Source organism: Pseudomonas sp. B21-015 (genome assembly GCF_024749285.1).
Taxonomy (GTDB): Bacteria; Pseudomonadota; Gammaproteobacteria; order Pseudomonadales; family Pseudomonadaceae; genus Aquipseudomonas.
On sequence record NZ_CP087196.1, the window covers coordinates 1,700,892 to 1,714,119 of the forward strand.

At 56.6% G+C, this 13,228-nt stretch carries 12 protein-coding genes, 4 tRNA genes and 1 riboswitch; of the genes, 10 read left to right on the top strand and 6 right to left on the bottom strand.

All coding sequences use genetic code 11. From position 1 onward, the window contains the following. Positions 1–19 precede the first annotated feature (19 nt). The gene (locus tag LOY38_RS07730) at positions 20–529 is read right to left on the bottom strand and encodes a 6,7-dimethyl-8-ribityllumazine synthase (RefSeq protein WP_258699502.1); all 510 of its coding nucleotides are present in this window, start codon (positions 527–529) and stop codon (positions 20–22) included. A 115-nt stretch (positions 530–644) separates the two neighbouring features. Beyond that, positions 645–815, bottom strand: a riboswitch (FMN riboswitch). A 299-nt stretch (positions 816–1,114) separates the two neighbouring features. Between LOY38_RS07730 and ltaE the strand changes: the two genes are divergently transcribed. The 7 genes from ltaE to LOY38_RS07765 all read left to right on the top strand — a co-directional run bounded on the left by ltaE (position 1,115) and on the right by LOY38_RS07765 (position 7,078). Further along, complete coding sequence (gene ltaE, locus LOY38_RS07735) at positions 1,115–2,119, top strand: low-specificity L-threonine aldolase (RefSeq protein WP_258699503.1); 1,005 nt, start codon at positions 1,115–1,117, stop codon at positions 2,117–2,119. A 146-nt stretch (positions 2,120–2,265) separates the two neighbouring features. Then, a complete protein-coding gene (gene alaS, locus LOY38_RS07740) occupies positions 2,266–4,887 on the top strand; it encodes an alanine--tRNA ligase (protein WP_258699504.1) in 2,622 nt (873 codons plus the stop codon). A 90-nt stretch (positions 4,888–4,977) separates the two neighbouring features. Continuing rightward, positions 4,978–6,219, top strand: a complete 1,242-nt coding sequence (locus LOY38_RS07745; protein ID WP_105346344.1) for an aspartate kinase — start codon at positions 4,978–4,980, stop codon at positions 6,217–6,219. Positions 6,220–6,404: 185 nt separating this feature from the next. Beyond that, the gene (gene csrA / locus LOY38_RS07750; protein ID WP_002554426.1) at positions 6,405–6,593 is read left to right on the top strand and encodes a carbon storage regulator CsrA; all 189 of its coding nucleotides are present in this window, start codon (positions 6,405–6,407) and stop codon (positions 6,591–6,593) included. A gap of 62 nt (positions 6,594–6,655) precedes the next feature. Continuing rightward, positions 6,656–6,746, top strand: a tRNA-Ser gene (locus LOY38_RS07755). A 107-nt stretch (positions 6,747–6,853) separates the two neighbouring features. Then, positions 6,854–6,930, top strand: a tRNA-Arg gene (locus LOY38_RS07760). 71 nt (positions 6,931–7,001) lie between these two features. After that, a tRNA-Arg gene (locus LOY38_RS07765) sits at positions 7,002–7,078 on the top strand. 19 nt (positions 7,079–7,097) lie between these two features. On the opposite strand, the gene LOY38_RS07770 is transcribed toward LOY38_RS07765, so the two are convergent. Beyond that, positions 7,098–7,616: a cell envelope protein SmpA gene (locus LOY38_RS07770; protein WP_258699505.1), complete on the bottom strand. Its 519-nt coding sequence runs from the start codon at positions 7,614–7,616 to the stop codon at positions 7,098–7,100. Positions 7,617–7,937: 321 nt separating this feature from the next. On the opposite strand from LOY38_RS07770, the gene mgtE reads away from it, so the two are divergent. Beyond that, on the top strand, positions 7,938–9,380 hold the full coding sequence (gene mgtE, locus LOY38_RS07775) for a magnesium transporter (RefSeq protein ID WP_258699506.1): 1,443 nt from the start codon (positions 7,938–7,940) through the stop codon (positions 9,378–9,380). A gap of 172 nt (positions 9,381–9,552) precedes the next feature. Here mgtE and LOY38_RS07780 read toward each other — a convergent pair whose 3' ends face one another. Continuing rightward, positions 9,553–9,879: an Arc family DNA-binding protein gene (locus tag LOY38_RS07780; RefSeq protein WP_018926380.1), complete on the bottom strand. Its 327-nt coding sequence runs from the start codon at positions 9,877–9,879 to the stop codon at positions 9,553–9,555. A 387-nt stretch (positions 9,880–10,266) separates the two neighbouring features. On the opposite strand from LOY38_RS07780, the gene phnN reads away from it, so the two are divergent. Beyond that, positions 10,267–10,839 carry a phosphonate metabolism protein/1,5-bisphosphokinase (PRPP-forming) PhnN gene (phnN, locus tag LOY38_RS07785; RefSeq protein WP_258700682.1) on the top strand — a complete coding sequence of 191 codons (573 nt, stop codon included), beginning with the start codon at positions 10,267–10,269 and terminating at the stop codon, positions 10,837–10,839. Here the strand turns inward: phnN and LOY38_RS07790 are convergent. Together LOY38_RS07790 and LOY38_RS07795 are read right to left on the bottom strand one after the other, a co-directional pair. Beyond that, positions 10,814–10,993, bottom strand: coding sequence for a PA3371 family protein (locus tag LOY38_RS07790; RefSeq protein WP_258699507.1), 180 nt, complete (start codon positions 10,991–10,993; stop codon positions 10,814–10,816). The genes phnN and LOY38_RS07790 overlap by 26 nt on opposite strands. Before the next feature lie 22 nt (positions 10,994–11,015). Then, positions 11,016–11,249 (bottom strand): hypothetical protein, encoded by a 234-nt coding sequence (locus LOY38_RS07795; protein ID WP_258699508.1) that lies wholly within the window; start codon positions 11,247–11,249, stop codon positions 11,016–11,018. A 277-nt stretch (positions 11,250–11,526) separates the two neighbouring features. On the opposite strand from LOY38_RS07795, the gene LOY38_RS07800 reads away from it, so the two are divergent. Further along, a tRNA-Arg gene (locus LOY38_RS07800) sits at positions 11,527–11,603 on the top strand. A 70-nt stretch (positions 11,604–11,673) separates the two neighbouring features. Here the strand turns inward: LOY38_RS07800 and LOY38_RS07805 are convergent. After that, complete coding sequence (locus LOY38_RS07805; RefSeq protein WP_258699509.1) at positions 11,674–13,041, bottom strand: lysozyme inhibitor LprI family protein; 1,368 nt, start codon at positions 13,039–13,041, stop codon at positions 11,674–11,676. Between the last annotated feature and the right edge of the window lie 187 nt (positions 13,042–13,228).

Sequence of the window (13,228 nt, forward strand, 5' to 3'; positions counted from 1 at the left end):
GCTCCCACAGGTTTTTTGTTTAAACGGCTACCGCGCGGGGTTCGCTGCGGCGCAATGCGCGGGTCTTGTGCAGCGTATCCGCGCAAGTCTTCGCCGCTTCCTGACCTTTATGCACGAAATGCTCGAAGAAGAACTTCTGATGTTCTTCGCCGGCATGGAAGTGGTGCGGGGTCAAAACCACTGAGAACACCGGCACTTCGGTTTCCAGCTGAACCTGCATCAGGCCGCTGATCACCGACTGGGCGACGAATTCGTGGCGATAGATGCCGCCGTCGACCACCAGGCCCGCCGCGACGATGCCGGCATAACGACCGGACTTGGCCAGCAGTTTGGCGTGCAGCGGAATTTCAAAGGCGCCGCCGACTTCGAAGAAATCGATGTCCGACTCCTGATAACCCTGGGCAATCATTTCGGTGACGAAGCCTTTACGGCTCTGGTCGACGATTTCCTTGTGCCAGCAGGCCTGGATGAACGCGACGCGCTCGCCCTGATGGTTTTTGCTTTTGCTATCGATTGCGGTGGGTTGCATGTTCTGACTCCTGTTTGTGTGAAAAACAGGGCGTTATGAATCGAATGGGATTTAAGGGTACGCAGGCACAGGTGCCTGCGGACGGCGCTTTGGTATAGAGCCCAGGCGGCGTCAATCCCGTTCTCTCTTCATCCGGACTATGACCGTCGGCCCCGGGATCACACCGGGTCTGCTGACCTTGCCGCCATCACAGCCATTGCCGTGCCTGACGCCAAGCGCTCGCGGGCTATGCGCATTGCGCGCAATTACCGCCGGTGGGGAATTACACCCCGCCCTGAGAACGTTTTGCCGCCCGTTTGTTTGGCGGCGAAGCGTTTTTAACACATATTTACGGGGCGTGCATGCCAATACCCGTCAATCAAAATGCAGAACCTGTGGGAGCGGGCTTGCCCGCGATAGCGAACTGTCAGTCGATAACCAAGGTGACTGACACAACGCTATCGCGGGCAAGCCCACTCCCACATGGATTGCGCTTTTTCGAAGACGTAAAGCGTCTTTTCCTCGCTCAAGGCTTGATTATTTGTCGGCATGACCGCAGTAATTCCATCCTGAAAGGGATTTTCCCTGCTAACCGAGGCCAGATTCATGAGTGTTATCGATCTTCGCAGCGACACCGTCACCCAACCGACCGCAGGGATGCTCGACGCGATGGCCAATGCGGTCACCGGTGACGACGTTTATGGCGAAGATCCGACGGTCAACCATCTGGAAGCCGAACTGGCAACTCGCCTGGGTTTTGCCGCGGCGCTGTTTGTCCCGACGGGCACCATGAGCAATCTTCTAGGCTTGATGGCTCATTGCGAGCGCGGCGACGAGTACATTGTCGGCCAGCAGGCCCATACCTATAAGTACGAAGGTGGCGGCGCGGCAGTGCTCGGTTCGATCCAACCGCAGCCACTGGAAGTACAAGCCGACGGTTCGCTGGACCTGGCGCAGGTCGCCGCCGCGATCAAACCGGATGACTTCCACTTCGCCCGCACCCGCTTGCTGGCACTGGAAAACACTATGCAGGGCAAGGTGCTGCCGTTGGAGTATCTGGCCCAGGCTCGCCGCTTCACTCGTGAGCATGGCTTGGCGCTGCATCTGGATGGCGCGCGGCTCTATAACGCAGCGGTCAAGCTGGGTGTCGATGCCCGGGAGATCACTCAGCATTTCGATTCGGTCTCGGTCTGCCTGTCCAAAGGCCTGGGCGCACCGATTGGTTCGGTCCTGTGCGGCTCGGTCGAGTTGATTGCCAAGGCACGACGTTTGCGCAAGATGGTCGGCGGCGGCATGCGTCAGGCCGGGATTCTCGCGGCGGCGGGGCTGTATGCGCTGGATAATAATGTTCAGCGCCTGGCCGACGACCACGCCAATGCACAGTTGCTGGCCGAAGGCCTGCGAGCGGCGGGCTATGAGGTCGAGCCGGTGCAGACCAACATGGTTTACGTGACAATGGGCGACAAGGCCGAAGCGATCAAGGCCTTCGCCGCGACACGCGGGATCAAACTCAGCGCTGCCGGTCGTCTGCGAATGGTCACGCACATGGACGTCAGCCGTGCGCAAATCGAGCAGGTCGTCGCTACATTCGTCGACTTTTCCCGCAACTGATCGCGTTAGCGGTCCAATTGACTGTTTCTATCGTATAAACACGCTGTACCCCGCGCGCAGGGCCGATATAATGCGGCCCTTTGCCGTCGCTTCGTCTGTTGACGTTTCGCACAGGCCTTTGGCCGCAGCCTCCGTGGAAGAACCTAATGAAAAGCGCAGAAATCCGTGAAGCCTTCCTTCGCTTCTTCGAAGAGCAAGGCCACACCCGTGTAGCCTCCAGCTCTTTGATTCCGGGCAACGACCCAACCCTGCTGTTCACTAACGCGGGGATGAACCAGTTCAAGGACTGCTTCCTGGGCCAGGAAAAGCGCGCGTACACCCGCGCCGTCAGCAGTCAGAAATGCGTGCGCGCCGGCGGCAAGCACAACGACCTGGAAAACGTCGGCTATACCGCCCGTCACCACACCTTCTTCGAAATGCTGGGTAACTTCAGCTTCGGTGATTATTTCAAGCGTGACGCCATCACCTACGCCTGGAACTTCCTGACCTGCGAGAAGTGGCTGAACCTGCCGAAAGAAAAGCTCTGGGTCACCGTCTACGCCAGCGATGACGAGGCGTACGACATCTGGACCAAGGAGATCGGCGTTCCGGCCGAGCGCATGGTTCGCATCGGCGACAACAAGGGTGCGCCATACGCTTCCGACAACTTCTGGACCATGGGCGATACCGGCCCGTGCGGTCCTTGCACCGAGATTTTCTACGATCACGGCGCCGACATCTGGGGTGGCCCGCCGGGCTCGCCGGAAGAAGACGGCGACCGTTACATCGAGATCTGGAACAACGTGTTCATGCAGTTCAACCGCACCGCCGATGGCGTGTTGCACCCGTTGCCTGCGCCGTCGGTGGACACCGGCATGGGCCTGGAGCGGATCAGTGCCGTGCTGCAGCACGTTCACTCGAACTATGAAATCGACCTGTTCCAGAGCCTGCTGAGTGCATCGGCCAAGGCCATCGGTTGCACCAACGACGCTCAGGCATCCCTGAAAGTCGTGGCCGACCACATCCGCTCCTGCGGCTTCCTGATTGCCGACGGCGTGCTGCCGTCCAACGAAGGCCGCGGTTATGTGCTGCGCCGGATCATTCGCCGCGCTTGCCGTCACGGCAACAAACTGGGTGCCAAGGGCAGCTTCTTCTACCAGATCGTTGCGGCGTTGGTCGCCGAGATGGGCGAAGCGTTCCCTGAGCTGAAATCCCAGCAGGCGCACATCGAGCGCGTGCTGAAAGCCGAAGAAGAGCAGTTCGCCAAAACCCTGGAACAGGGCCTGAAGATCCTCGAGCAGGATCTGGCCGAACTCAAAGGCGACGTGGTACCGGGCGACGTGGTGTTCAAGCTTTACGACACTTACGGCTTCCCGATGGACCTGACCGGCGACATCGCGCGTGAGCGCAGCCTGACCATCGACGAAGCAGGCTTTGAGCGCGAAATGGAAGCCCAGCGCGTCCGTGCCCGCTCCGCCAGCTCCTTTGGCATGGACTACAACAGCCTGGTCAAGGTTGATGTGGCCACCGAGTTCACCGGTTACACCGCTCACAGTGGTTCTGCCAAAATCGTTGCTCTCTATAAAGACGGGCAATCGGTTGACGTATTGAGCGAAGGCGAAGAGGGTGTGGTCGTTCTCGATCAGACGCCGTTCTATGCGGAATCCGGTGGTCAGATTGGTGATTGCGGCTTCCTGCAGGCTGGCGCTGCGCGTTTCGACGTACGCGACACCACCAAGACCGGCGGTGCGTTCCTGCACCACGGTGTGCTGGATTCGGGCAGCCTGATCGTGGGCACTCCGGTCGAGACTCATGTGGATGCCGAAGTGCGTCACGCGACTTCGCTGAACCACTCGGCGACTCACTTGCTGCACGCCGCATTGCGCCAGGTGCTGGGCGAGCATGTTCAGCAGAAAGGTTCGTTGGTCGACAGTCAGCGTCTACGCTTTGACTTCAGCCACTTTGAAGCGATCAAGCCTGAACAACTGAAAGCGCTGGAAGAAATCGTCAACGCCGAAATTCGCAAGAACTCCGAAGTTGAAACCGAAGAAACCGATATCGATACCGCCAAGCAAAAAGGCGCCATGGCGCTGTTCGGCGAGAAGTACGGCGATAGCGTGCGCGTACTGAGCATGGGTGACTTCTCTGTCGAGCTGTGCGGTGGTATCCATGCCAATCGCACCGGCGACATCGGCTTGCTGAAAATCATCAGCGAAGGCGGTGTGGCCTCCGGTGTGCGGCGTATCGAGGCTGTGACCGGCGCAGCAGCGCTGGCCTACTTGAACGCGGCTGAAGAACAACTCAAGGAAGCGGCCAACCTGGTCAAGGGCAGCCGCGATAACCTGATCGACAAGCTGTCGGCTGTGCTGGAGCGCAACCGTCTGCTGGAGAAGCAACTCGAGCAGTTGCAGGCTAAGGCGGCCAGCGCGGCGGGCGACGATCTGTCGGCTTCTGCTTTGGACGTCAAAGGCGTGAAAGTGCTGGCCGTGCGTCTGGACGGTCAGGACGGCAAGGCGCTGTTGGCGCTGGTCGATCAACTGAAAAACAAACTCGGCCGCGCAGTGATCCTGCTCGGCAGTGTCCATGAGGAAAAGGTCGTACTGGTTGCAGGCGTGACCAAAGACCTGACTGGCCAACTCAAAGCCGGTGATTTGATGAAGCAGGCTGCTGCGGCAGTGGGCGGGAAGGGCGGCGGTCGTCCAGATATGGCGCAGGGCGGTGGTACTGACGCTGGCGCACTGGATGCTGCATTGGCCCTGACTGTTCCATTTGTAGAGCAGGGTTTATAAGGCAGTGTGTATGGCCCGCGGTCTAGTGGCGGGCCAGAACGCTGTTTGAGTGATTATTGGGCGCCCTTCATGGGCAGAGGCGGCTTTGAAATGGCTTTGATCGTACAGAAATTTGGAGGCACCTCAGTCGGCACTGTCGAGAGAATCGAGCAGGTCGCCGACAAGGTTAAGAAATTCCGCGATGCGGGCGATGACCTGGTGGTTGTGCTGTCTGCAATGAGCGGCGAAACCAACCGTCTGATCGATCTGGCCAAGCAAATCAGTGGCGACGGCCAGCCGGTTCCTCGCGAACTGGATGTGATCGTTTCCACCGGTGAGCAGGTGACGATTGCACTGTTGGCCATGGCGCTGATCAAGCGCGGCGTGCCAGCGGTGTCGTACACCGGCAATCAGGTACGGATTCTGACGGATAGCGCGCACAATAAAGCGCGTATCTTGCAGATTGATGACCAGAAGATTCGCGGTGACCTGAAGGCCGGTCGTGTGGTGGTTGTCGCCGGTTTCCAGGGCGTCGACGAACACGGCAATATCACCACGCTCGGTCGTGGCGGTTCCGACACCACTGGCGTGGCGCTGGCGGCAGCCCTGAAGGCTGACGAGTGCCAGATCTACACCGACGTCGACGGCGTCTACACCACCGACCCGCGTGTGGTGTCCGTGGCTCAGCGTCTGGACAAGATCACCTTTGAAGAGATGCTGGAAATGGCCAGCCTCGGTTCCAAGGTATTGCAGATCCGTGCGGTCGAGTTCGCCGGCAAGTACAACGTTCCGCTGCGCGTACTGCACAGCTTCAAGGAGGGTCCGGGCACCCTCATTACTATTGATGAAGAGGAAACCATGGAACAGCCGATCATTTCCGGCATCGCTTTCAACCGCGATGAAGCCAAGCTGACCATCCGTGGCGTGCCAGACACCCCGGGTGTGGCGTTCAAGATTCTCGGCCCGATCAGTGCCGCGAACATCGAAGTCGATATGATCGTGCAGAACGTCGCGCACGATAACACCACCGACTTCACCTTCACTGTGCACCGCAACGACTACCAGGCGGCGCAAACCGTACTGGAAAACACCGCTCGCGAGATCGGTGCCCGTGAAGTCGTGGGCGACACCAAGATTGCCAAGGTCTCGATCGTCGGCGTCGGCATGCGCTCCCACGCGGGCGTGGCTAGCCGTATGTTCGAATCCCTGGCGAAAGAAAGCATCAACATCCAGATGATCTCGACCTCGGAAATCAAGGTGTCCGTGGTGATCGAAGAGAAGTACCTGGAACTGGCTGTGCGCGCGCTGCACACAGCTTTCGAACTGGACGCGCCGGCCCGACAGGGCGAGTGATGCGTTCCCCGAAGGGCGCGGTCTGACCGCGCCCTTCGTTTTTTGAATGGTGCGTACCAAAGCTGTTCTTTTGCTCGCGCTAGTCAATACTCAGGCATGTAGGGCTACGATCGTTCCGGTTGTAGGTCGAATGCCTTTTTTTTGCAGACTGTTGTCCCTGAAATGAAATGCGTGAGGAGAAAGGTATGCTGATTCTGACTCGTCGGTGCGCAGAAAGCCTGATTATTGGTGATGGCGAAATCACCGTGACCGTGCTCGGCGTTAAAGGAAATCAAGTGCGTATTGGTGTCAATGCCCCGAAAGAGGTTGCTGTGCACCGTGAAGAAATTTACCTGCGTATAAAGAAAGAGAAGGACGAAGAACCAAGCCATTAATTTTTATCGTTTTTTATGTTTGCAAACGGGGAAAAGGTTGGTTAAGATACGCCCCGTGTTGCGGAGAGCTGGCCGAGTGGCCGAAGGCGCTCCCCTGCTAAGGGAGTACACCTCAAAAGGGTGTCGGGGGTTCGAATCCCCCGTTCTCCGCCATTATTTGCTTAGTACGTTGTAATCTGGCTTTTTCGGTAAGTTGTTGAAATTACTAGAAAAAGTGCTTTACAAAAAGATTTAACGGCCTATAATGCGCGGCAACAAATGCACTCGTAGCTCAGCTGGATAGAGTACTCGGCTACGAACCGAGCGGTCACAGGTTCGAATCCTGTCGAGTGCACCATTTAAGAGTTGTTTGCAGCAATGTGAATAACTTGGCTCCAACCAGTTGTGATCTGGTATAAAAACACAAATGCACTCGTAGCTCAGCTGGATAGAGTACTCGGCTACGAACCGAGCGGTCACAGGTTCGAATCCTGTCGAGTGCACCAAACACCAAAAAGCCCGCGTTTAACGCGGGCTTTTTGCCGTCTGCGATTTGGCTTTCCCTTTGGTGCAACCCTTCTCATCGAACTCTACGTGAGCACTACGTCCTCGCTTGTTGTCGTAGCGGTAGCTCGTGGCTGAATTGCGGGTGCTGATCTTGTCGGGCTTGCCGAGAGCGCTTTCGACTTCTTGTTGAGTCATGCCGGCGACGACCCGCTGATTGATGATCGCTATGCGGCGTTCCTTCGCGCTGAGCAGATTTCCACATTTGCCCTCGGGCTGACCAACGACAGTCGGCTCTCTCCTTTGTATTTTCGTACCTGATGTTTCGCGAAACTCGGCTTCTGGCATCAGGGCTGTCGTGCTCCCGGGTATGAAGGTGTGAACGTCCTGAAGTGAAAGGTTTTCTCCGGCCGTACAGCTCAAGGTCGTGAAGGTGATGCGCCCATCAGGGGCTTCACACCGGTGAACGGTCGTAGCAAGCGCCCGGGGCGGCAGGCAGAGCAGGGCGGCAAGCAAAAAATAATGTGCATTCCATGGCATTCGGCGTCCTCCTTGACGGTCCTTATCAAGGGTAGCCGTTACATTTTTCGATGATGGTGTGTTTTCTTTTCAGGATAAGTCGTCGCAGTTCCATGGATCAGCACCGCGCTCAGGTTTGTCTCGCAAGCGCTTGTTTCAGCCGCGATTTTTTAACGTTTAAAACCATCAGGCGGTGTTATCATTGCGCCCGTCAGCCCCGCCGGGGCTTGTGGAATACCTCCATGGACTTACCCAGTAGTTACTCAGTACCCCGTTTTTACAATCATGAATTGACTGATTGATCCTTCCGGCGTGCCCCGCTGCTGGGAGTGGAGTTCGCCTATGTCTGAAGCTGAAGTAAAGAAAACGCAGGAAAGCTTGCAGGACCGCCTCGCTCAAGTCGTTGAGCTGCTGCAACGCCAGCGGGTGGTCGAAGACCTGACTCATCGCCAGGAAGGTCCGCATCACGACCGGGTCGAGAATCTGGTTCACCGGCAAAACCTTGTCGAGTTGCAACGCAAGCTCGATGATCTGCACTCCGCCGACGTTGCCTACATCCTTGAAGCCTTGCCGCTGGACGATCGTCTGACCGTCTGGCAATTGGTCAAGGCCGATCGCGACGGCGACATTCTGCTTGAAGTATCCGATTCGGTTCGTGAAACCCTGATCGCCGACATGGACGATCACGAGCTCCTGGCTGCGGCCAAGGACATGGATGCCGACGAACTGGCTGACCTGGCCTCCGAGCTGCCGCGAGACGTCGTCCACGAGCTGATGGAAACCCTCGATGGCCAACAACGTGAGCGCGTCCGCTCCGCGTTGTCCTATGACGAGGAGCAGGTCGGTGCGCTGATGGACTTCGAGATGGTGACCATCCGTGAGGATGTCAGTCTCGAAGTGGTTTTGCGTTACCTGCGTCGCCTCAAGGAGCTACCGGGTCACACCGACAAACTGTTCGTGGTCGATTACGACGGCGTGCTCAAGGGCGTGTTGCCGATCAAGCGTCTGCTGGTCAACGACCCGGAAAAACAGGTGTCGGAAGTCATGGCCAGCGACCCGGTGAGTTTTCATCCGGACGAAGACGCCTACGAGGCCGCTCAGGCGTTCGAGCGTTACGACTTGATCTCGGCGCCGGTGGTCGACAAGAACGGCAAGCTGATCGGTCGTCTGACCATCGATGAAATGGTCGACCTGATTCGTGAAGAGAGCGAAAACGAAGTTCTCAACATGGCGGGTCTGCGCGAAGAAGAAGATATTTTCGCGTCAGTCTGGAAATCCCTGCGCAACCGTTGGGCCTGGCTGGCGGTGAACCTGATTACCGCGTTCGTTGCATCCCGGGTGATCGGTCTGTTCGAAGGCTCCATTGAAAAACTGGTAGCACTCGCGGCATTGATGCCGATCGTGGCGGGTATCGGCGGCAACTCGGGTAACCAGACGATCACCATGATCGTTCGCGCCATGGCGCTGGATCAGGTCAGCACCGGCAATACGTCGCGGCTGATGCGCAAGGAGTTGGCGGTCGGCTTGATCAATGGCCTGGTCTGGGGTGGGGTGATTGGTGTGGTGTCCTATCTGCTTTATGGCAGTTGGTCCCTGGGCGTGGTAATGACTGCCGCCATGACGCTTAACCTGTTGCTTGCGGCATTAATGGGGGTTTTGATTCCGATGACCCTGGCGCGGCTTGGGCGCGACCCGGCAATGGGCGCCAGCGTGATGATCACTGCCATGACTGACAGTGGTGGCTTTTTCATCTTCCTCGGGTTGGCGACAATTTTCCTGCTCTGACGTCCTGCTTTAAAGGAACCCGCTCAATTGGCAAATGCCAGTCAGTCTAAGTCCTGCGCAAGACACAAGCGGGCTTAACTGACAGACATTAGCCTAATCGGCGGGTTTTTTTTGCCCGAATTTCAGGCAAAAAAAAGCCAGCAATTACGCTGGCTTGAGCTTTCGGGATGAATCAGGAAACGTCTGCGGCCATTTCGGCGTCATGGGCGATCAGCGAAACCAAAGCGTTTTGCTGGCGATGGGAGAGTTGACGGAAGCGTTGCAGCAGTTCACGTTCGTGCAATGACAGCTCGGGGCTGTCCAGGCGCATGCTTAATTCTTCGCCCAACGCGCCTTCCTGAATAAGACTCTGTTCAAGGCGCGCGATGATTTCGGAATTCATGCTGCGATGATGATTGCGAGCCACCTCGGCAATGCGTTCACGCATTCCGTCTGGCAGACGTACGACGAACTTGTCAGCCGTACGGCTGGAATAAATTGCCTGTTTCAATGGGCGCATAAATTTAACCGGTTAGTTCAGGGGAGCGGTTCTCGGGATTGGCCGCAGGATGTCAGATAGGACAAGCGCTCCGACCAAATGTTCAACCTGAATTGATAGAGGCGCGCATCATGCCTCAAATTAGCCAGATCATTGGCGTCAATTCTGTGACAAATATTGATCCGGGTAAAGGCTTAATGCCAGCACCTATTATCAGAAATGCGGACTGGTTTGAAAACAATCCATGAGTCCGTATCGCTGACCGCGTCCTCTTGCCCGACAGATGATGTCCGAAGACCCCTGAAGGTGCATGCTACGCGGATTCGATCCTTGTTCCTTGCCTTTATACAGGATAGTGGCAAATGGCCGATTTACTAGGGCAGACGGATGGTATGGAATGATTTCGGGATGGATGGCAGGCTGATTTACTTGATGGGGCCTTCCGGATCCGGCAAGGACAGCCTTATCGAAACCGCTCGTGAGCCCTTGCGGGCATGCAATTGCGAGGTGGTGCGCCGGGTTATTACGCGCTCGGCTGAGTCCGTGGGTGAAGACGCCATCGAGGTATCCCGCAAAGAGTTCGAACGACGCAGAAGCCAAGGGGATTTTGCGCTGTCGTGGCAAGCCAATGGGCTGGATTACGGTATTCCTGTGCGCATAGACCAATGGCTCAAGGACGGGCGAGATGTGTTGATCAACGGTTCGCGCGGACACCTGGCAGATGCGCAGCAGCGCTATCCCACGCTATTTCCGGTGCTGTTGACGGTCAAGGATGAAGTCCTGCGAGAGCGCCTGCTACGGCGGGGGCGTGAGAGCCCGGCAGAAATTGAAGCAAGACTGCGCCGCAATGCGCTGTTCACGGCTGGCGATTCAGTCGGTGATACGCGGATACATCGACTGGATAACTCCGGCGACCTTGCTGTCACCGTCGCCAATCTTCTGAAGCTGCTGAGCCTCAGCGCAAAACCGGATCGAACTTGATCTTGCGCCCGGCGATCAGCGCCAGCACGAACAGCGTACCAAACATGCCGCAGGCAATCAGGGGCAGGGTGACGACCGTGTCCTGGAACAATGACAGATGAAGAATGCCACTCAGTAAAGCGAGGACGAAAAATCCTGCGGCTGATTTGGACATGCTGTGCTCCTGATGGGGTGATTCAAAATACCAAGCGTTCGAAAGACTGTGTGCGCAGCTGAATACGCTCCTGGCTCACCTCTTGGCTGACAACATCGGGCTGATCGCTCATGACCGCCAATTGAGGCGCTTTTTGCAGCTGCAGGTAATGGGGTATGCGTTGGGCAACCGTCGCCGCATCGTTTTCGGGGAAGAATTGAAAACCCAACAGAACCACCAGGGCGACTGCATTCGCGACTAAAAGAGCGCTGTTCATGGGGCTGATCTCCCTCGTTCATTGAGAACAGTCGAAGCAGCCCGCATGCCAAAAGTTTAGCGGCTATTAAATCCTTTAAAAACAAAGAATTAAGATATTTTCACAAAATACCGGCGTTGCATTTTTACGGCGATGCAATTTGCACGGTAAACAAAGCCACGCTACCGTGAGGCGTCTGCCTACAGTTAAAAAGCCCTACGGATGACATGACAAACGCGGGCCTGCCCGTTAACATGCACGCCGTCCATCGCTGCGCATTCCTTTGCCGGCGACGTGTGTCTCAGTAGCTCAATTGGATAGAGCATCCCCCTCCTAAGGGGAAGGTTGGCAGTTCGAACCTGCCCTGGGACACCACATATTTGAAAGCCCCACACAGAGTGATCTGGTGGGGCTTTTTTGTGGCTGTCCATCGGTGGATAACTGACTAAAAGTTTTCAGCCCCACCTTCGGCCTTGCCAATCGATGTGCTCACTTGTGCGATATGTCGACGTCCGTTGACCGAATAACTGCGTTCCTGGTCTTCAGATCCCGGTTTGCGCAACGTCAGTAGTGCAAACAGTCCGTCCTTGTCGCCGTAGCTCCCGTACCAATTGATCAGTCTTGCGATGAAGCACTCATTCCCGATGACCACCGGCATATCGGCGACGGGTTCGACCGCGTAGTAACTCGCCCCGAAGCTGTAATAGTCATCACTGTCTTGTACTGAAGAGGGGATGGGGCAGATCGGAGTTTTCTGCCGGGCAGTCTCCAAAGCTTCACCTGCATTCACTTTGATCAAGGCTTTCGCGAGTGCCTTTTGCAGGGCGGGCTCCAGTTCGAAAGCGGTGGTGCCGTCCTCCAGATATTGAGTGTGGGGCACTGTCAGTTGATAGCCGTAGCGAACGGTCAGTGTAGGCACTTTGTTATTGATCTTCAGGGGATTGAGAAGAAAGACCTGGTCAACGCCGTAGCTACCGTTTCGGTAGGCGACGTACATTTTTCCGCGAGCCTTGATCCAGTTCACGGATTGGTTGGCGCCGCGTTCATTGGTATAGAAAAGTGGGCCGGATTCATGGGCAGGCCCCGATGTCCTGCTGATGAACCGGCCTTCACTGCGACGGTAGGTTTGCGTGTAACTGAACATCCCGGTGCCGCCGGAATAGGTTTCTACGATAAGGTCACGCTGTCCGTCGCCATCCATATCCATCAGCGTGTATGAGGTGTTCCCGGATTCAGCGGCGTCGTCGATGCCGGACGCTTTCAGCGCCTTCCACTCGTCCTCCGTGACATCTTGGGGAATACTCTTGGGAAAGAGGGATTGCTCATCTTCACCCGGGTCGCCAGGGAATGACGTTGTGCCGCTGTCGAACGCCATAGAGTTGAGTGCCCGCTCCAGCGCAAACTCCGGATTATCCTTGCTCAGGTCCTGGATGCGTTGTTGCAAATCCTCCATCACCTGTTTGTCGACGTCGTCGGGTTGATAGGCAACGGAGTCGACCCATTGCACGTGCAGTGCCTGCAAGCGTTCGCGATAGTGTTGGTCCAGGCAGGCGACGTCTTCGACGCATTCATTGCGCACTTTCAACCACTGGCGCTGAGATCTCTTCAGTTCAACCTGCGCCTGCGAAGCGGCGCTCATCAGCGTTCGATAGGTCGAACCCATTTGCGTATCCAGCTCATACAGCCCTTTGTTTGCGCAAATTGTATTTTCGACAGCGTTTGCCGCTTTTGTGCAGTCCATTCCGGTCGCCAGTGCGTGCTGGAAAAACAGCAGTGTGCAGGCAGATACGATGTAGCGTCCTTTGATGTACACGATGAAATCCTTTTCCAGGGTGGTGCACATTAAACTACGCAGCCCAGAGGTTCATCTAACGCGTTACATCCGCCGGTGAATCAACCAGTCAGGGGGCATGCAGCGTGAGCGAAGGAGTTGAGTAGCCAGATAATGGTTCGACCTGCCCTGGTCTCCACAATCATCAACTGCTCAACTCCAGCCCAAT

What these genes read in the sequence shown, in the direction of transcription:
- phnN (WP_258700682.1), top strand. Translation starts at nt 10,267, where the DNA reads ATGGATGGCAGGCTGATTTACTTGATGGGGCCTTCCGGATCCGGCAAG.
- LOY38_RS07780 (WP_018926380.1), bottom strand. Translation starts at nt 9,879, where the DNA reads ATGCGCCCATTGAAACAGGCAATTTATTCCAGCCGTACGGCTGACAAG.
- LOY38_RS07745 (WP_105346344.1), top strand. Translation starts at nt 4,978, where the DNA reads ATGGCTTTGATCGTACAGAAATTTGGAGGCACCTCAGTCGGCACTGTC.
- LOY38_RS07770 (WP_258699505.1), bottom strand. Translation starts at nt 7,616, where the DNA reads ATGCCATGGAATGCACATTATTTTTTGCTTGCCGCCCTGCTCTGCCTG.
- LOY38_RS07790 (WP_258699507.1), bottom strand. Translation starts at nt 10,993, where the DNA reads ATGTCCAAATCAGCCGCAGGATTTTTCGTCCTCGCTTTACTGAGTGGC.
- LOY38_RS07795 (WP_258699508.1), bottom strand. Translation starts at nt 11,249, where the DNA reads ATGAACAGCGCTCTTTTAGTCGCGAATGCAGTCGCCCTGGTGGTTCTG.
- csrA (WP_002554426.1), top strand. Translation starts at nt 6,405, where the DNA reads ATGCTGATTCTGACTCGTCGGTGCGCAGAAAGCCTGATTATTGGTGAT.
- mgtE (WP_258699506.1), top strand. Translation starts at nt 7,938, where the DNA reads ATGTCTGAAGCTGAAGTAAAGAAAACGCAGGAAAGCTTGCAGGACCGC.
- alaS (WP_258699504.1), top strand. Translation starts at nt 2,266, where the DNA reads ATGAAAAGCGCAGAAATCCGTGAAGCCTTCCTTCGCTTCTTCGAAGAG.
- LOY38_RS07730 (WP_258699502.1), bottom strand. Translation starts at nt 529, where the DNA reads ATGCAACCCACCGCAATCGATAGCAAAAGCAAAAACCATCAGGGCGAG.
- ltaE (WP_258699503.1), top strand. Translation starts at nt 1,115, where the DNA reads ATGAGTGTTATCGATCTTCGCAGCGACACCGTCACCCAACCGACCGCA.